The organism is Salegentibacter sp. BLCTC (assembly GCF_015143665.1).
Classification (GTDB): Bacteria; Bacteroidota; Bacteroidia; order Flavobacteriales; family Flavobacteriaceae; genus Salegentibacter; species Salegentibacter maritimus.
The window spans coordinates 428,835-448,503 of sequence record NZ_WYEW01000001.1; the positions used below are offsets into that span (position 1 = coordinate 428,835).

Consider the following 19,669-nt stretch of genomic DNA (forward strand, 5'->3'; position numbering starts at 1 on the left):
CTATTACTCACTCTATAAAAAGTTTAAGATGAAAAGGCTAACCAATATCCATGTAGGCACCTGCTACCATAAAATAGTTCAGCTGCCCCCTATTTCCGGGAGTACTAAAGAAGTTTCGATGCTCCATACTATACCTTTAGAAATAAAAGGTTTTAAAGCTTTGGGTTATGGAGAAATTTGAATCCAAACTTTATCAGGTTGTTGAGCAGAAGAAAAAAACGATCTACGATGCCGTGGATGAGTATGTGTCTAATAAATATGATATAAGGTTTAATGAAATATCCCACGAGTTTCAGATATGTATTAAGGAATCAAAGATCTGGGAAGACTTTGAAGTGAATTCTTTACTTATAGAATTAGCAAAATCAAACATTGAGATCAATCCGGGCAAACTGGACATCTATTTGAGGTCTAATCTAATTCCCAGATTTAACCCGATTGCGGAATACTTTGATAAGCTTCCAAAATGGGTTGGTGGAGATCATATAAGAACACTCGCTTCCTATCTTCCCGCAAAAGAACCTGAACAATTTCTTTATCATTTTAGGAAATGGCTGGTAAGAACAGTTAAAGGTGCATTGGATGAACATTACTTCAATAAGCAATGTTTGGTTTTAGTGCATTCAGAACAAAATTCTGGAAAATCAACCTGGTGCAGGTTTCTCTGTCCACCGGCTTTAGCAAGGTATTTTGCTGAAGATATGACCACCGATAAAGATGCCAGGATTCAACTTACCAGGAATTTCATCATCAATTTAGATGAATTATCTGTGCTGGCCAGAAAAGAAATAAATGCGCTTAAAGCTTATTTTTCTAAAACGATGATTAATGAAAGGCTGCCTTATGATCGTAAAAACTCCAACCTGCGAAGGACCTGCAGTTTTATAGGATCTACCAACAGGGCAACCTTTCTTAATGATGAAACAGGCTCTGTGCGTTGGTTATGTTTTGAGCTAAATGGTAAAATTGATTTTGCTTACTCGAGGGAAGTAAATATAGACAAGGTATGGGCTCAGGCTTATTACCTGGCCTATGTGGATGAACAATTTAACCCGGAACTGACCCTGGAGGATATCATTGCAAATGAAGAAAGGAACAAGACTTACCGGGAAGCCAGTATGGAAGAAGAACTACTCTGTAAATACTATCGCAAGAGTTCAGATCCTGCTGACTTTAAAACGGCATCAGATGTAGTGTTACAGCTCAGTTGTATCAATCCGAGACTGAATATGTATTATATGGGAAGAGCTTTAAAAGCTCTGAATTATGAAAGAGTAAAACAACGCCAGAGCGGGGTATATGGCTACCTGATCAAGCAAAGGTTTAAGACCTCTCCTTTAGAAATTTAATATAAACTATTTACCTAACTACCCTTGGGTCTGGAACAAGCCGTCAACAGAGGAACGAATGGAGGTAAATAGCCATCTAAAATTATTTACCCAATCTACCTCAGGGTAATTAAGGTAGATACGAAAAACAACAAAAAAATGCATTGAAACCCTTGGTTTTACTGGCCTGGGTAAATAGGTAACTTAAAAATTAAAAAATGGACTTAAATAACTTATCGTGTAAAAGTGCCCGAAATATTTGCATCGTAAAAACGCTGGCAAAATTAGGGCACTTTCCCACCAGGACAACGGAAAAAGAAGCTTGGTTTCTGAGTCCCCTTCGGTCAGAAACCCAAGCCTCTTTTAGCGTCTCTTTAATTAAAAACTTATGGTTTGACTTCGGATTGGGAACAGGAGGGAATACTATAGATCTCATTATGCTCATGAAATCCTGGTCTGTAAGGGAAACCCTGGAATTTTTAAAGAACGATATGAGCTCTATTTCTTTTAGCCCGCCGAAAATCGAACATCTTACTAAGGAACCAGAAATTAGTATCCTGGACGTTCAAATTATTCATCTGAAAGCATTAATTGATTATCTGCACTCACGGAGTATACCTTATGAGATTGGTAGAAAATACTGCAGACAGGTTTGGTATCGCTGTAAAGGAAAACGCTTTTTTGCACTTGGCCTTGAAAATTATAAAAGAGGCTGGGAACTTAGAAACAAATACTTCAAAACTTCCAGTAGCCCTAAGACCTTTTCATTTTTTGAAAGAGGATCTAAACAGTTAATCATCACAGAAGGGATGTTTGATTTTCTTTCCCTGACTACAATTGATGAAGACCTGGTGGAAAATTCAGACTGCATCATTTTAAACTCCCTGGCTTTTTTGGAAAGGATAAAAATACTCATCCCTAAATATGAGAAGGTTCTGATTTATCTGGACAATGACCCGGCAGGTAAAAAAGCAGCCGGTTCGCTTTTAAACCAGTTTGAGAATATTACAGATTGTAGTAATTCCTACTCTGGCTATATAGATCTAAATGAACAATTGAAAGCTGAAAAATTCTTGACTTTAAAATAATTATGCGTGGGTAACTGGTAAATGCCTATCGGAGAATTTCAGTTGAAAGGGAAAAGCAAGATGTGTCATTGTAATGACAATCTTGCTTTGCGCCCGATGGTTGCAAAGGTTTTAAAAAGAAAAAAAATGAAAAGGGAATACATCCAGATTCGATGCTCGATCTACGAGAAAAAGCTACTCCAAAGAAGAGCGGCCAGGGCAGGAATTTCCCTTTCAGAATATATAAGAGCTACGGCATTTGATAAAAATATCGTAGAACGGATTACCCCGGAACAATTAGAGACTTATAAGATGCTGGTCCAGTACAAGAACAACTTTACCCGTATTGGAAATATGTTTAGAAACCGGGATCCGAAGCTCGCCAGAGAAGTGGAAGATCTTGCCAGAGAAATCAGGACGCACTTAAAGAACTTTAAAAAATGATAGGGAAAGGACATAGCGTTTCAGGCACCAGGGTTTCCATATCCTATGGCTGGAACCAGGAAAAAGATGCTGAAGTTGTGCTAAGAGAACACTTAGCCGGGGATACTCCTGCGGAGATAACCGAAGAGTTTAGGATTATCCAGTCGCAAAATGAACGCTGCATCAATAACACCTTAAGCTTTATTGTAAGCCCAACAATTGAAGACGGAAAGGATCTAAGCAAAAAAGAGCTAGAAGACCTGGCGAAAAGGTTTATAAAGGAGATGAAGCTGCAAGACCATCAATCTATTGGTTTTGTTCATAGAGATAAAGCGCATACCCACGTTCATATCTATACCAACAGGATTGGCTTTGATGGAAAAGCTTATAACGACAGCTTTATCGGAAAACGAAGCCAGATAGCTGCCGATAACGTCGCCAAAGAATTAGGGCTTACCAGGGTTCGGGAAGTTCAAAAGGAAAAACTTCACGAATTAAAGCACTTGCGACAAGAAATTAAAAATATACATGATCGGGTACTTCAAACAAGACCAAGATCGCTGGATGAATATATCAGTAAAATGAAAGCTCTTAAAGTAGAAGTTATGCCCACCATTAATAAAGCTAACCAGCTTCAGGGCTTTCGGGTGGAATACAAAGGAGTGAACCTTAAAGCAAGTGAAGTGGACCGGTCGATGAGCGGGAATAGGTTAATTCCCCAGATCGCCCAAAACAGGAATTATACAAGGTTAAAAGAAGTACCTAAAACCTTTCAGGTATTGGATAAGACAGTGCAACTAAGCAGCAATCTGTCAACCAAAATAGCTAAAGAGATTTTAAAAGGAATAGTAAAAACAGTAAGAGATACCGGTATAGGTATGGGATATTAAAATTATAAGTGATGAAAAAACTAGATGAAATTATGGAACTGATGGCCGATGAAATGAAGGATTTCAAAACGGCAGTGCTGGAGCTTCAAAAGCTTTCAGGACAATTGGTAAAGATGAGCATCCCAATAAGCACGGAAGCTGTGGAAAAGAACCTGAACACATTTTTGCAAAAACAGGAAGCAGAAAAGGAAAAAACAGATGAAATACTAAAGGAGATAGATCGGAAATTAAAGCGCGCCAGGGTCATACCCAATTACCTGCTGATTCTTTTCGGAATCTCAGGAATTTTTGCCTTGTTTTCAGTGGGGTATTTCGGGTACACCTCGAAAGAAAATGTAGAAGAAAACTTTGAAGTTTATCAAACGATTATGGAATCTCAGAATAAGCATTATGAAGATTATTTTGCAGCATATCCGGAAATCCAGGAGGCATACTGCGAGTGGATACAGGGTGGATACCCCGATTTGTAATGACAAATGGCCTGTAGCAAAAATTAGTAAATTTGCGTCAAATGCCCTGAAACCCCCAGAAAAACCGTCGAAATTTGCGTCAAAAATTTAGTAAAAAATTACAGCAATTTTTTAGAATCAGTGTTGCAAAGCGAGGAGATTACCAGTAAATGGCTTGAAAGACCCTGAAAACAGGCAGAAATTTACTGGTTTTATAAAATTAAATAGGTTGCGCCCTATGCTGTTTTTACTTTACGCTTAACTTCCCGTACACTATAAAAACAGCATAGGATCCTGCGCAGGTTATGGTAGATATGGGGGCTCTAATTAGGAAATTTAATAAAATAGAAGATTTTGATGAATCATCTTTTAATTATTCAATACAATTCCTATCAAGTGAAGGTTTGCATTTTATTATTGCAGTTGTTATGTATTACTAATGACATAAGACTGCCTTTAAATTAGGAAAATTAAAAAAGACACTCCTTAAGCAAGAATTCTGCTTTCTTGCGATAATTACCAGGAAATCTATTGGTGTATGCCACATCTTTCAGAACCTCTCCAACTATATCATCGTCTAAATATCTAAACAAAAGTGAGTTCCAAGCAGCACGAGACGGTGCGTTCTCATTAGTATAGTAGTTCCAGAATTTCAGGCGATTTCTTTTAAATATAATAGCGGTTTCTTTATCGCAATGAAAACGATCGTAGGAACCATTAACATCCTGTACGTTTTCAATTTTCGTAATCTGTCCAACGGCAAAAATAAATCTCTCGCTTTCATCTGAGTTAGGTTCTTTTGAGGTGAATAAAGCCATTTTACCTTCTTGAATATATAGGTAAGAAATAGGTTCATTATCACGATCGTTCGAATGATAATGGCCGGGATAAAACATTAATTCCTTTTGGGCGATACAATCTGTACACGGATACATTTCTTTGTTCAGATTACCGGGCATTTTGTAAACTGGATGTTGGCAATTAACATCAAAATCAGATTGCACACTACACCAGGTTCTATATTTAAAATTATGCGCGGCCATTTTGGGAGAGCAGACACCACTCCAATTAGAATCTGTATAAGTTACTTTAAAAGCAACATTACCGTGTTTTTTTGATTTATTTACCATTACTCATTTTTTAGTATAAAACGATTAAATTCTTTTCAGTCTCTGGGCCTCGTGCTGATGAACTTCTTTAATTGAAACTGGAAATTCATTTAACAAGGAGTGTAAGTTGTCTTTATCTAAAAGTTCAACATTAGTAGATGTAGCCAAAGTCTTGGCTGACCCACCAAACTTATTATTGGTAAGAACAGTCATTTGAAAGTCTTCACTGAAATGAGAGCTATAATAATTTTTAGAGGTAAATACTTCCTGGATGGCATCATTACTTACTGTAGACTGACTTTGTTTTGCCTGGATCAAATAATTGTTTTGCGAATTTAATGCTACAATGTCCACACCTTTATCATTAGCAAAAGGTGTTAAATAAACTTGATATCCTTGTTTGGCATAAAGCGCGGCTACAAAAGCTTCAAACAATCGTGGGTTTAAATTATCTACATCATAAATGGAAAGAGGTTTGATTGGATTCTTTTTGTTACCCGACTGGAAAATATCCTGAAATATTTCATCTGGTTTAACTTCACTTTGTTCGGTTGGAAATAAAGTACTGGATGCTAAGGTTTTTTTTCTTGTTATAAAACTATGATGGCTTTTCATTATTCTCTAGTAGGCCATTTTCAACCTGGGGTATCCGGAATCGCTCAATTTGAGCGTCAGAATGCTCCTTCTTAAAAATTTTAGTCGCTTTTTCAATAATTTTCGGATATTCTGAAGCCACATTATTTTTTTCTTGAGGGTCTTTTACAAGATTATAGAGTTCAAGTGTTGGCCGCTTTTTATTTTTTAAATTTTGACGTACTACCTTCCACTCGCCCATCCTTATAGCTACCTGTCCACCATATTCGGGATATTCCCAAAATAGAAATTCATGCTCCTTTTGAGCTTCCTCATTTTGCAATAAAGTAGGTAAAAAACTAATCCCATCTGTATCGGACGGTTTTTCAAATTTAGTAATTTCAGAAAGGGTAGCTAAAACATCATATTGTGCAGAAATGAGATCAGTTTTACTTCCAGGCTTTATTTTATTTGGCCAGCTTACAATCATAGGCACCCGAATTCCTCCTTCATACAAAAAACCCTTTGCTTTTCCATATTCTTCTCCAAACTCTCCAGAACTATTAAAAAAAGATCCATCTGTTCCACCTGTATATGTAACTCCATTATCTGAGGTAAACATAATTAAGGTATTTTGGTACAGGTTATTTTCTTTAAGATATTTAACCAGTTTACCAACATTTTCATCCAGATAAGAGATCTGGGCAGCATAAGCAGCTCTTGGAAATTGATTTGGGAAATAACCTTTACTTCCAAGATACGGCTCTTCCGCACCAAATTTCTTTTTATAGTAATTAACCCATTTCTGTGGTGCCTGAATTGGGTTATGAGGAATTGGAGAAGCCCAATAAAAGAAAAATGGATTATCTTTTTGTTCACTGATCCATCCAATCATTTCATCGAACATCAAATCTGGGGCATAATCTTGCAAAGTATAATCTACATAACTTTCTGAATTATTTGGATCTGCTCCAGGAGCAAGTTCTCTATCGGGAGCAATTGTGTCATTATTCAAGTATACCCGATTTTCATTTCGATACAAATGAACAGGATAATATGTATGAGCCTGACGTTGACAATTATATCCATAAAAAAAATCAAAACCTTTTTTATTCGGAATCGAATTGGTATGTGGGGCGCCAAGTCCCCACTTACCATTCATACCAGTTGCATATCCTATTTCTTGAAGTTTTTCTGGAAAAAAACTAATGGAATCTGGTATAGGACGCTGTCCCTCCAATGTAGAATCCTTAATCACTTCCTTATAATCCCATACTTTACCTCTCTCACTCCATTCGTCATTCCCACGAATGTAAGCATTACCTGCATGTTTTCCTGTCAACAACATAAACCGTGCAGGAGCACATACAGGAGCACCACTATAGTGCTGAGAAAAAACCATCCCATTTTCAGCTAAAGCATCTAAATTAGGAGTTTCAATTTTATCTTGTCCATATGCTCCAAGCTCACCATATCCAAGATCATCTGCAAGAATATAAATAATATTCGGTTTTTTTTTGCTTGCTTCTCCAATTCCAGTTTTAGTTTTATTTTCACAGGAAACCAAGCTAAAAGATAAGAATAAGGGAATAAAAAAAATGCTGATATTTTCTTTCATTTGATACATAAATTAGTGTTATTGGTTTAAAGTTAGTTTTTGCTAACCCGTTTCACATCTTATTTGATTTACTTAAAATTAATTATCCTTTTTTTTAATAAAAACAACGCCTTGAGAATCATTCCCTATATCTCCTCTTACGTTAGCCCTAATTTTAAATTCGGCACCTGTTTCATATTCATTGATTTTTACGCTATAGGTATTTTCGCTTGAGGAAGTCCCTGTTTCTCCCTTATGCCTATCTTCGGTAATTAATTGTCTGTTTTTATAAACCGAAACCCCTTCAATTTCCAGCTTATGGGCTCCATCGGTATAAATAAATGTTATTTCATAAATTCCATTTCCAGTTATTTTACCCGTTGCATCCAATTCCAATTCGCCAAATTCTACTCCTTTAATAAGAGTTGGTTTCCATTCGCCCATTGGCGTTCCGAACTTTTTGTATTGTTCATATTTCTCTGGAAAATATAATGGTAGCGAGAACTGGTGACGGTTCACTACGGTAATCGCCTTAAAATCGGATAATTTATCTACTTTAATTGGGCTGATATACACATCATCATAGGTATTGGGTTTAAGACCATTAGTAGTGTAACGAATATGTGCACCCTCGACTACATTTTCCAAGGTTATCTCGATGCCATCTCCAACTTCCTTTTTCCCAATCAATTTAGGCTGCGGCACCCTATACCCATAGCCCGCTTCATCATATCTATTATAATGTTTTCGCATTCTATATTCAAAATCGGACCAATCTTTAAGGTTTTTATCTGTCCAACCAACCTCTGCCAAAGCTGCCATCCTAGGAAAGGTTAGATAATCAAAATACTTTTCAGATCTATTTTCATTAATAGGCAGTATTTCCTGTAAAATGGTGCCATGGATAAACTGATCAGACCACAGGGTGGCGTGGACACCCAGAACCTGCGACTGGTATGCGTCATCTAATCCTTCTACCACAGGATCCATACTGTATACTTTTTCAAGGCTAATTGGAGATAACCAGGTTGCAGCTTTCACCTCCCCGGGGATACTACTTTCTGCAACGTCAAAATAAGCATGGCTCGATAGTGCCATCACCATATCGTGCCCTGCCTGAGTACCCAGTATGGCCTTTTCTTTGTTGTGCCACACCATACCAACAGCCTTATCGTCCAATCCTCTTTCAATGATTTCGTCCCATCCCACAATCGTTTTTCCGCGTTTCTTTAATACCTTTTGTATCCGATTGGTGAAATATACCTGAAGATCAGCTTCTTTCTCCAGTCCTAGGGAATCTTTTCTTTTCTGACAATGAGAACATGCCGCCCAACGATCATACCTGGCTTCATCACCACCGATATGTATATACTTACTGGGGAATAAAGCTACCACTTCATCAAAGACATCCTCCAGAAAATCAAAAGTAGACTCTCTACCCACACAGTACAATTCTCCACTTATGGAGTGTTGGGTCTGCACCACCTGTGGGGCACCGGTACAGGACAAATGCGGATACGCAGCAATGGCGGGTAAGGTATGCGCCGGAATCTCTATCTCCGGGATCACCTCTATATTTCGCAAAGCTGCATAGGCTATTATTTCCTTTATTTCCTCTTGAGTGTAATATCCTCCAGTTCTTTCGTGTCCCTCACCCCGGAATCCACCAACGGAAGTTAACCTGGGGTATTTCTTTATTTCTATTCGCCATCCGGCATCGTCTATCAAATGAAGATGTAGTACGTTCATCTTGTACATAGCCATCATATCTACCAATTGCTTAACATAAGACACTTCATAAAAATAACGACTTACATCCAGCATCATTCCTCGCCATGGATATGCTGGCGTATCCTCAACGTAAGCACCTTCTATGGCCCAATCAACATCTTTCTGCCTTCTTGAATTGAATATTTTAACGGGAAGCATTTGCCGTAGCGTCTGGATTCCATTAAAAACACCAGCCTCACTATTACCTATAATTTGAATATTTATGGAATTCACCATAAGGCGATACCCTTCTTTGTTATCGTCTTGAGGGTCTATGGAAAGGTGAATACTGTTTTTTTGGGGTTTATTGGATGCCGACAGTTTAAAATCCCATCCGGTTGCCGGGGAAATGGTTTTACCCAGGTATGCTGCCATGGTCTTCAAGCCATTGCGATACTGTATTTTAGTAGATTGATTTAATGAAAACACCTCGCCATTAGGCTCATACCTTTCTGGTTTTGGAATAATATCGGAGGCATTTGCCTGGCCATAAGAAATAAAAATAACGAAAAACAATAAACAAGTTTTTCCTAAAGTAGTCTCTAGTAACATAAAAGATAATAATTGAAATATTTATAAATACAGTTTAAATAACGCATTCACCTTCTGTATTTATTTTTTTGAGGATTAATAATTTGACATTATTGTAATGATAACTTGGAGATATTTTTTTAGAATAAATAATTATCATAAAAATGTGAGCAGATCTGAAATAACTGTACTAAATATTATTTATGATTATTCGTATTCGAACACAACGGCTGAATGACATCTCAACTCAGGAATAATCACTTCTTGTTTATCTCCCACATTTTTGATGCTTAATATCTCTTTTTCAGGAATTGTATATGCTTTTTTTATTTTTTTATCAAAGTCTACACGTACTGGCGTATTGTATAAAGTAACCAAATCTTCAATTACTTTAGCCCGACCACGCTGATGCGGCGAAGCATAAGTTAGATGAACCACATAACGAGTCTTTTGAGGTTGATGTAACAAATTTACCCTCCCACTACTTGGCAAATCTACTTCAACATAAGGATCAATTAGAACTTTCTTTAAAGCATTATAAAACAATTGCTTATGTACTCTCGAGCCTTCTTTCCCATAATTTTCTTCTAATTTATGTGCAGCCCAAACAATATTTCCTTTTTTAATAATTGCAGGATGATCAGCTGCTTTGGTTTTATATGGCGTATTATCATGAGATGTCCAATGTTCTACGGTTCGGTTAAAATAAGGTTCATGAATTTTTGCAAGAATTTCAGCCCCGGCTTCTGGTTGAACACGAACTGCAGGAAATCGATTCAAAAAAGGCGATTCTACCAGATCCTGGTTTAATTTTTTTGAAACTAGTGTATAATCAACATCAGCCGTTGCTTCTCCCAAATATGTTGCGCCAATATCAAATTTCCACTTTCCATTTGCAAAAGCACCTTTTTCAAGAATAAATAGCTTACCACCTTTATCAACAAATGATTCAATTTTTTCTGTTTCTTCATCATTTAATTCCACATCACTATGCAAAATTATCAGATTTAAAGCACTCCAGTCTTTTAAATTATTTGCAACTACAAAATTAACTTGTTTTTCCAACAAGATTTTGACCAAATCATTATCCCTTTCTGTAAAACTTAACCAAATAGCTGTTTTTGCCAAGTGCTTTGAATTCAGACTATAGTCTTCAATTTTTTCAATATATCTATAAGCGTGACCAATATTATCGTAGGTGGCTTTCTCTAATTTTCCTGTTGGATGCAATTGATCTCCAAAATTAGCCATAGCTCCATAGGAAAGCATACTTGCTGCTTCATACCAGATAGCATCTTTGTGTTTAAAACCTCCAAACTCACCCCAAGCTGAGTGGAATTTACCACTCATGGCAACTATGGGTTTTCCTGTATTAGCATAATATTTAGCCCTTACAGGAAATACATCATAACCGGCCCAAGTAGTAGGTAAATCTTCTAAATCATGTTTAGTATTGTATTGGTCATAGTCCTCAATAATAATTTTTTTATTGTTAATTGGCGTAGTCCAGTTATAATAGATTGACGCATTAGGTTTATATTTCTTTATGATTGCATTAGTTTTTTGAAAGTACCGATGCATTTTTTTGCAATGATGAGCCCAAGCTTCTTCTTCATTATTCCAATCAACCCCATTGGCTTCCATATCTTTTTTACTGTATTCATTATAATTAATAGTTCCAACGGGCACTATATCGAACCAAAAACCATCAATATCATAGTTTTTAGCAATCTCTTCGGTATGTTTTAAAAGATGTTCCATATAAGGTCCTTCTGGATACAATGTTGGCCATCCCCACGGAAAATACTCTCCTGGTTTAGCTTTGGCCTCCATTTCAGCAAACGTATTTTTACCATCTTTATCTGTTAACACCCATTCGGGATGTTCTTTGGCGTCAAGTACATTCCACCCTACTGTAATATAGGCTCGAGAAGAAACACCAATTTCTTTGTTTGCCTCAATTTGAGCCTTAAGTAAGTCAAACTTTAAATTAGGGTGTCGTTTTCCTACTTTTGTGTTGTAATATGCCCAACCATGATGGCCTTTCGCAAAAATATTAATGGAGTTGACATGACCTTCTTTTAATCTTAGTTGCCATTCTGCTTTATCCCAGTTTTCACCAATATCCTTTAATTTTTCGGTAGTATGAAAATCCAAGTGTACTTGCCTAGAACCTTCACCATTATAAAATCCTTTCCGATTTGTTTGCGAAAATCCCTGAAAAGATATTAATAGTAACAAAATAAAACTCTTTATTATAAATTTCATAAAATCCTATTTTTTAATATTTGTGATTTTAAATGAGTATGCATATTTAGAAGGTAATTCATCGTTTGTAAGGTTAGGAACCTTAAGAACTAAATCTTTTCCTTTTTGAACAAATTCAATTTTTAAATTAGTTCCAATTAAATTAATTTCTGTTTGATCGGTCACCATAACATCTTTGATAATCAGAGTATTTTTGGGCCACTTGGGAACAATTGCAAAAAGATCACTTCCTTTTTTTGTAAAAAATATTTCTCTAACGGCATAACCCGGTTCTGGATCAATAGTTTGTTTTAAGATATAATCAGCTGGAAGATAATGGGTACCTTCAGGTTTCCAATCTTTTTTACCTTTCTTGGACCATTGACATGCACGCTCCCATTTACGAGTTCCATAAATAGCCTCTCCATTAACTTTAAGCCAATCACCTATTGCCAACAAGCGGTCTTGCATGATAGGAGGAATATTACCCTGAGCGTCTGGGCCGATATCCAACAAAAGATTTCCCCCGTTACTAACCACGTTTAAAAGTAAGTAAATAAGAGTTCGTTCAGAAGCGTAGTCCCAGGCATCTTCGTTTGTATTATACCCAAATGAAAATCCAATTCCACGACATTCTTCCCAAGGTCTACTACCATCAAGTTCCGATTGGTATTCTGTGGTAAAATACCCTCCGTGATTAAAACGGATTCCATCTCCCCACCGGTCGTTGATAACCACCTCATCACCTACCGCAGATTCATTGAAAAGCCAGGCCAGCAATTCCGGAGAGTGCCACTTTTCTGCACTCATATCCCAGTCCCCATCGCTCCAAATAAGATCTGGCTTATAATTCTCCACCAGGTCCTTAAACTGTGGATGCATATGTTCTAAGGCAAATTTTTCTTTGTCCTCTTTCCAAAGAGGGTTAAACCACTCATAAAGGGAATAATAAGTCCCAAATTTCACATCGGTTTTCTTGACTGCCACTTCCAATTCCTTTAACAAGTCTCTTTTGGCCCCTACGTCCTTGGCATTCCAAGGGAACCCCCAGGTTTTGTTTGCTGTTTCACTGGGCCATAAAGTAAATCCATCATGATGCTTGGAAGTAATCATCATATATTTAGCTCCCGCGTTTTCGAAAAGTTCGGCCCACTTGTCGGCATCAAAATCTCGCGCGGTAAACTGCTCCCCAAAATTGTAATAACTAAAGTGGGGCCCGTATGTTTTAACATGGTGATCATAAACTTCAGTACCTGAAAAATCGCCATTTCCAAAAAGTGACTTACTTTGTAACCAATATTGGTACCACTCTGCATAAGTTCCCTTTGGACTCCATGCCGGAACCGAATAGGGTCCCCAATGAATAAAGATTCCAAATTTAGCATCCTCAAACCAGGATGGAACAGGTCTACTATCAATAGATTCCCAATTAGGCTCTATTTTTTTTTGCTGCGCGTTAATTTCTTGCCCTAAAGTGCTAACTATAGCACAAAGAACCAATACTAAAAATTTTAAATTTCTCATAATATCATTTCGTAATTAAAGTTATTTCTATTTATACTAATTTATGTTTCTAAAATTATTGACATGAGCGCATATGTCAGCATAAAATCCATTTCTTGCCATTCAAGTTTATTGAGGTCCAAATTCACGCCCACCATAGACGGGCTGTTGATCGACTACTTTAAACCTTAAAACACCTAACGGATTTTCTCCTGACGAATACACTTTGAGCTTTACAAATCTCGCCTTTGCGGGTTTAAATTCTGGCATGTACTGCTGATTGATAGCAAGCGTAGATTCTTTTCTACCTTCCCCAAAGGTTTTCCAGTTTTCTCCATCTACAGAAAAGAAATATTCAAAATCATATTCATTCTTGAAATATACTTCCCGTCTTGTTTCAGGGTCAAAGTATCCAAAGGCAGCGTTCACATAGTATACATCGGCTACTTTACCCAGATCTAATATTAGTTCCCCTTCTTTACCTTCACCTCTCCAATAGGTTTCCGTTTTTCCATCTGTTGCATAGGAAGCCTTACAGTTGGCGACACCCCCAATGGCAGTAATCTTTTTTCCAACGGCTACCCCCTTTTCAACAATATGAAATTTTCGTCCAACCGGTAGAGCTTCCGACAATAATTCTTCTATCTCCTCCCTACTTCTAATGGTGTTGATTTCTGATTTGGCACCTGCTTTTTCTTTAATCCATGCCGGATAATCCCCGGCTTCTTTTTTAAAATAATAGGCCGCACCTCTTACATTATAATCATGGGAACCATTGGCCAAGTAGGGTTCATGAGAAGAACCTATCACCACATTATCTTTAATTTCAATTCCTCTAGACCCGTTATCAATGTAGATACCATGGCTATAGTCACTACAAAATGGTTCTTCGGGATGGGCTACATTTTCAATGTAATTAGCATACCACCTGGTACCGGGTGAAGCTCCCAAATTATATATGGCTCCGGTATCGCCAAGCCTCTTTGTAACATTGGTGATTTTGTTATGGGCCACTATAACACCTCCAGCAACTGTTGGATGATTATATGCCTTGTCGGAGCCGTCTTTCCAAAAATCAAAATTGTCTACATCATAACGGCCCCAACCCCAGCCCAAGCTAATTCCTCCTGCAGAGGATCCATCAATGGTGTTATTGATAATCACAGCATCTTTAACAAAAGAGCATTTTATTGCACACACGTCATAGTATTCCTGCCCTACGTCTTGAATTCGATTATTATCGATTATAATTTCCCGACTTACTTTATCGCTAACGATATGGTGGTCTTGTAAATTTCCGATGGTAATGGCAGATCCAGATATATCCTGAAAGACATTTCCAAAGATATTTACATTCTTGTTATTGGTATCAAAGTTCAAAGCGGTTCCTCCCAGGTGCCTAAATATATTACTTTTGAACACTACATTTCTTGAGTTTTTGAAATGCACATTGCCTAGTATATCAACCAATCCCTCGAATGCATCTTCGATAGATTGGTAATCCGGATCGGTTAAAATTGCTCCTGATTGAATACTAACATATCCCTTTGATGTAGATGGTTGGCTCCAGTTGGCATATTCGAAAGTAATTCCCTCAAAGGAAATATTTTCTACCCCATCCGCATCGATCAGACGATCCACATTGGAGATTACTGTCTCCGAATTTTTCATAACTTCTCCTTTACGAGGCTTGTAATAGATCTTCCTTTTACGTTTATCCAAATACCATTCTCCCTCTTCATCCAAAAACTCCATCGCATTTTCCAGCCAGGATACCGCTTCATCCTGTTTGTTGTTTAAGATTGCAAAAGGACCTATTTTGGCAAGATTCCAATATTCCGGATCCACATAGGCAATTCCGTTCTCAATTTTCTGCAATTTACCACGATACATTTTCCAGCGCATCACATTAATCATTTCAACATCCTCAACATTAGACAAACTTGGAAAGTCTTTGGGAACCTTGAATCCATTGGGCGTATTGGCATCGTCTCTACAGGAAACAGATCCGCAATTTTTTGGGCGATGTGCTATTCGCAGCCAACCATCGGCATCTACTGTTCTGGCTCTTACCGCTCTTTCTCCGTTTATATACAGATGTCTCCCCGTTACTCCAGGCGGTACTTTTGCAGTCCATATACTGTCCTTATCAGGCCCTTTCCAGTTGCTAATTTTCACACCTCCTCTAATAATGGGATTGGCTCCATTGGCGGCCATAATTTTCATGTTGGAATATTGATTATTAAGCTCTAATGGTCTTTCCAAATAATAAATACCATTCTCGAGTTGCAGCGATACATGGTTCTTGTTTTTTCCTGCTTGATCTACTGCATAAGCCAAGCTTTTCCAAGGATTTCCCTTAGATCCGTCTCCCCTATTGCTTCCTGATGGTGAAACATAGAAATTTACATGCTGCGCAAAGGCGCTTAAGGAACATAACAACAACATGATTATTACATTCGCCTTGATACTATTCATTTCTATTGATTTTTAATTTTATGATTGTTACCTAGTTTCTATTGGCTCTCAACTTTTCTAACCTTAACTCATTATCTTTGATTGTTTTGTTATTGAACTTAAATAATCCTATCACCAGGGCGCCGATCACAAAAGGATGGCGGGTACAATGGAAAACACCAATAGTACACCTTGAATTGCAACTTCCGATTGTAGCACACAACCGCTCCTATAGACAAAATATCCCATTACAGTCATAGCAATAGCACCTTCTATGGACAGCTAGTTTTAAGAAAAACAAAGTAAAAGACAGCGTTACACTAAACTGACTGTTTTATTTTGTTGAAGATTACAAGCTGTTAATATTATTAACAGTAAAACAACTCCATAAAACTTTAATTTTAAACTTCTCATATCTGTTAATTTAATAACTCTGATTTTTTAAGTAATAAAAGACTACATTTTTATTATATGCTTCAATAGTATTGTTCGTATTATGCTCCCATTAACCTGAATAGAATCTTTAAATGGAATGTGATCTAAATGCCAGCGATATGCTAATGTCCTTCCTATTTCATTCATTGTATATTCAGGAAATCCGTAAATATGAAATCTAAATTTGAAATACTACTTTACGGCTTTAATTGAGAATTAGAGGTTTTAGCCAGTAATCCACTGAATATTTATGCAAATAAATATGGCTGTTTCGTAAAATCACTTGACAGCTAATTCGATTTAGCGATTAAATATAAAAATAAATTTTAGATAATATATTATCTAAAGAAAATAAGACTTGACAACAACTTAAAATGTCTGAGGTTAAGAAGTATTTTCAATTAGTCCATTATCAAACGTATAACCAGGTGAGGTTTCTTTATACCAGTACTTAGCTACTGATTTTTTATCTCCTTCTTCCCACCAATACCCACTTAATGCTCCATTGCAATAGTAATCTACATTATAAGTAGCTTTGTCCAGCAAATGAACATGACCACTCAAACAACTAATTCTTTTATCATTATGTTTATAAAATAAATCTGTAATGTAATCACTATCCTTATGATTTCCTCCTTCTTCCAGAGTTGTGCAAACCCCTAAGATTGGATAATGGGACATGATTAAAACATTACTTCCCTATTAAGTTTTTCCAAATCTTTTTCCAGCCATAACCTTTGCTTTTCATCTAATGCCCCCGCGTTATTATTACTATCAAGAACAATAAAATGCCATCCCTCTTTACCAAAACTGTAGTACCTATTTGGTATTTTAAGTTGGTTGACTACATAATCCTTACCATACATTTTGTCTAATTTATTTGGTGCAGCCCACCACATATCATGATTCCCTAAACAACTAAATATTTCATACTCATCAATTTCGTTTCTTAGTTCATTCCATATATCCAATTGCTCTAGAACCCTTTTTCTTTTTATGTGAGAATAATCTGCAGCATATATGGTATCTCCACCATTTAAAATGAAATCAATATTATGTTCTTTTATTTTTTCTATACATTTCCTAAACCGATTTGGAGCATTATGTTCTGGACGCATATGTACTTCTGTTATGTGTGCTATTGTCAAAACTTTTTTGAGTTTATTGTTAATCTGTTCAGAATCGGAAGCTAATGAGAACTTAGATAATAATGACGCTCCAACTGCTAATCCGAGAGTTTTAAGCACCATTCTCCGATTATATATAGACTTATTTTTAAAATTCATTTTTATAATTTATCGTATGTTAGAGTTTATTCGCAATAGAAAAATTTACTTTATGGTTTTGATTTAGAAAAAAACTGTATGCAAAACATATTTATGCCTTGATTATATAATTTATATCAAAAAAAACGATTATATACCAATCTTACTTTTATATACATCCAAGACCCGATAATTCTTTTACTATAGATTTCAAAACAAAAAATAACTATCATTGATGATTTATAATTCACAATAAGGTATCGCTTTAACAATTTAAAGGGAGTCTTTCAACTCCCTTTTACTCACACCAATGAAGTGTAAGCTAACCAAACTAACTGTCTTAATTAACTGTTATTAATTTTTACCAACCTGGATTTTGTTCTAAATTAGGATTAAGGTTTAATTGTTTTTTGGGCAGTGGCCATAAATAATGCTTAGGCACTTCAAAATTTCTATTAGAAGCTGGTTCTGCGATTATATAACCTTCAGAATCTACCTCAAAATTAACTCCAGGCGTAATTTCAGGGAACTCTGTTTCATATTGGGTACCGACAAACTTTATACCTTTTATAGCTTTAGGCAAGACCTCTTCTGCAATCTTCCAACGATTTAAATCATCACGTCTAAAACCTTCCAAAGCCAATTCTACTTTTCTTTCACGACGTATTTCTGTTTGCATATCGAGCATATTATTTTCCACATGGGCATTTGTCAAATGTGGCATCCCAACACGGTCTCTTAGCTTATTTATGGATAAGTTTAAGTCCTCATCGGAAATATTACCATTCAATTCAAATTTTGCTTCTGCATAATTCAATAGTACTTCCCCATATCTAAAAACAATATTATCATACTCTGCACGACCCGCCCAAGATTCTTCTGTTTCACCCAGAAATTTATAATTAGTATAACCTGTACGCGTTAATGCTCCATCCAATTTAGGTTTTTCATAAGTCATTATTGCAGCTCCCCCTCCTACATATTCAACCCCAGGCTTTAAGACAGTCTGCATCAGGCGTGAATCCCTATTTTCAAACTCTGAAGTCATAGTGTTATAACCCATAAACAATGGTGAATCTGATATTGGCAACCCATCTACTGAAAGATAACTATCTACAAGCCTACGAGTGGGATTCTGAATATTTTGCTCTAGCCACCTAGTTGCATTATGCGTTCCATTGATATCCAATACATACCTTCTAGAGAGAATTACCTCTTCACTATCTTCACCTGCTTCAATAAAAAGTTTTCTATAGCTTTCTTCTGTTCCAAAGGCTGTAAATAAACTAAATTGGCCTCCGTCAATAACTGCTTTAGCTGCCTGTACGGCGATTTCTAAACGTTCATTTGCTTTCTCTCCTCCGTGAAACTTCGCCCAGGTACCTTCAAATAAGGCCACTCGGCTTAAAAATGCCTGGGCTGCTTCTTTTGATACTTTCCCTAGTTCATTTGCAGGAATTTCGCTCTGACTTGGCAATCTATCAATCGCTTTTTGGAGATCAGAAATTATAAAATCTGCAACTTCTACTCTAGAATTTCGTGGTGCTAATAACTGATCACTATCAGTATCTAATACATCTGTTATAATTGGCACACCTCCAAAACTGGATAACAAATTAAAATAATTAAACGCTCTAAAAAAATATGCTTCACCCACTGATCTTTCAATTTCATTAGGATAAGCATAATCACCGCTCTGTTGCAATAGATAGTTGATTCCTCTAATTGACGCATATGCGCCATTCCAAAGCCCTGATTCATCTGGTGGCAGATAGGAACCATTACTTAATGGATTAGGACCTTGACCAAAGGCTATTTCAGAATCTGTATCCCTAGGATAGGAGAACCCAGGCAAATTACCATAAAAAGCATTTGCGGCTAGTTCAAAATCCCTAGATGTGTTCCAGAAGGAACCATCTGACACCTGATCTTTTGGATAAAGATCTAAATCTTTGGTGCAGGAGCTTGCAATGCCTATTACAAGCATTATAGTTACAATATTTTTTAATCTCATAATTTTTATTT

At 36.6% G+C, this 19,669-nt stretch carries 16 protein-coding genes; 6 read left to right on the plus strand and 10 right to left on the minus strand.

Annotated features, from left to right (window positions below; translation table 11 throughout):
* Positions 1–28 precede the first annotated feature (28 nt).
* From GUB10_RS01975 to GUB10_RS02000, 6 genes are all read left to right on the plus strand, one after another.
* Positions 29–181, plus strand: a complete 153-nt coding sequence (locus GUB10_RS01975) for a hypothetical protein (RefSeq protein WP_175545944.1) — start codon at positions 29–31, stop codon at positions 179–181.
* A complete protein-coding gene (locus tag GUB10_RS01980; protein WP_193709760.1) occupies positions 168–1,349 on the plus strand; it encodes a VapE domain-containing protein in 1,182 nt (393 codons plus the stop codon). Before GUB10_RS01975 ends, GUB10_RS01980 begins: the two co-directional genes overlap by 14 nt.
* A gap of 197 nt (positions 1,350–1,546) precedes the next feature.
* Positions 1,547–2,416 (plus strand): toprim domain-containing protein, encoded by an 870-nt coding sequence (locus GUB10_RS01985; RefSeq protein WP_193709761.1) that lies wholly within the window; start codon positions 1,547–1,549, stop codon positions 2,414–2,416.
* Positions 2,417–2,542: 126 nt separating this feature from the next.
* Positions 2,543–2,839, plus strand: a complete 297-nt coding sequence (mbpA, locus tag GUB10_RS01990) for a mobilization protein MbpA (protein WP_193709762.1) — start codon at positions 2,543–2,545, stop codon at positions 2,837–2,839.
* A complete protein-coding gene (locus GUB10_RS01995) occupies positions 2,836–3,708 on the plus strand; it encodes a relaxase/mobilization nuclease domain-containing protein (protein ID WP_072878312.1) in 873 nt (290 codons plus the stop codon). The genes mbpA and GUB10_RS01995 overlap by 4 nt, the downstream gene beginning before the upstream one ends.
* Before the next feature lie 11 nt (positions 3,709–3,719).
* The gene (locus GUB10_RS02000) at positions 3,720–4,178 is read left to right on the plus strand and encodes a DUF6730 family protein (protein ID WP_072878310.1); all 459 of its coding nucleotides are present in this window, start codon (positions 3,720–3,722) and stop codon (positions 4,176–4,178) included.
* A 449-nt stretch (positions 4,179–4,627) separates the two neighbouring features.
* Here the strand turns inward: GUB10_RS02000 and GUB10_RS02005 are convergent, their stop codons facing one another.
* From GUB10_RS02005 to GUB10_RS02050, 10 genes are all read right to left on the minus strand, one after another.
* Positions 4,628–5,287, minus strand: a complete 660-nt coding sequence (locus tag GUB10_RS02005) for a hypothetical protein (protein ID WP_072878308.1) — start codon at positions 5,285–5,287, stop codon at positions 4,628–4,630.
* A gap of 24 nt (positions 5,288–5,311) precedes the next feature.
* Complete coding sequence (locus GUB10_RS02010) at positions 5,312–5,881, minus strand: restriction endonuclease (protein ID WP_193709763.1); 570 nt, start codon at positions 5,879–5,881, stop codon at positions 5,312–5,314.
* The gene (locus GUB10_RS02015) at positions 5,865–7,457 is read right to left on the minus strand and encodes an arylsulfatase (RefSeq protein ID WP_193709764.1); all 1,593 of its coding nucleotides are present in this window, start codon (positions 7,455–7,457) and stop codon (positions 5,865–5,867) included. The genes GUB10_RS02010 and GUB10_RS02015 overlap by 17 nt, the downstream gene beginning before the upstream one ends.
* Before the next feature lie 78 nt (positions 7,458–7,535).
* Positions 7,536–9,758, minus strand: coding sequence for a beta-N-acetylhexosaminidase (locus GUB10_RS02020; RefSeq protein ID WP_072878304.1), 2,223 nt, complete (start codon positions 9,756–9,758; stop codon positions 7,536–7,538).
* 186 nt (positions 9,759–9,944) lie between these two features.
* Entirely contained in the window at positions 9,945–12,005 is a 2,061-nt protein-coding gene (locus GUB10_RS02025) for a hypothetical protein (protein WP_072878302.1), read from the minus strand.
* A 6-nt stretch (positions 12,006–12,011) separates the two neighbouring features.
* Positions 12,012–13,508 carry an alpha-L-fucosidase gene (locus tag GUB10_RS02030; protein WP_083572056.1) on the minus strand — a complete coding sequence of 499 codons (1,497 nt, stop codon included), beginning with the start codon at positions 13,506–13,508 and terminating at the stop codon, positions 12,012–12,014.
* Between the two features lie 108 nt (positions 13,509–13,616).
* A complete protein-coding gene (locus GUB10_RS02035) occupies positions 13,617–15,965 on the minus strand; it encodes a discoidin domain-containing protein (protein ID WP_193709765.1) in 2,349 nt (782 codons plus the stop codon).
* Positions 15,966–16,763: 798 nt separating this feature from the next.
* Positions 16,764–17,060 carry a hypothetical protein gene (locus tag GUB10_RS02040; RefSeq protein WP_193709766.1) on the minus strand — a complete coding sequence of 99 codons (297 nt, stop codon included), beginning with the start codon at positions 17,058–17,060 and terminating at the stop codon, positions 16,764–16,766.
* 2 nt (positions 17,061–17,062) lie between these two features.
* On the minus strand, positions 17,063–17,665 hold the full coding sequence (locus tag GUB10_RS02045) for a metallophosphoesterase (protein WP_139277075.1): 603 nt from the start codon (positions 17,663–17,665) through the stop codon (positions 17,063–17,065).
* A gap of 340 nt (positions 17,666–18,005) precedes the next feature.
* Positions 18,006–19,658 carry a RagB/SusD family nutrient uptake outer membrane protein gene (locus tag GUB10_RS02050; protein ID WP_072878298.1) on the minus strand — a complete coding sequence of 551 codons (1,653 nt, stop codon included), beginning with the start codon at positions 19,656–19,658 and terminating at the stop codon, positions 18,006–18,008.
* Positions 19,659–19,669 lie beyond the last annotated feature (11 nt).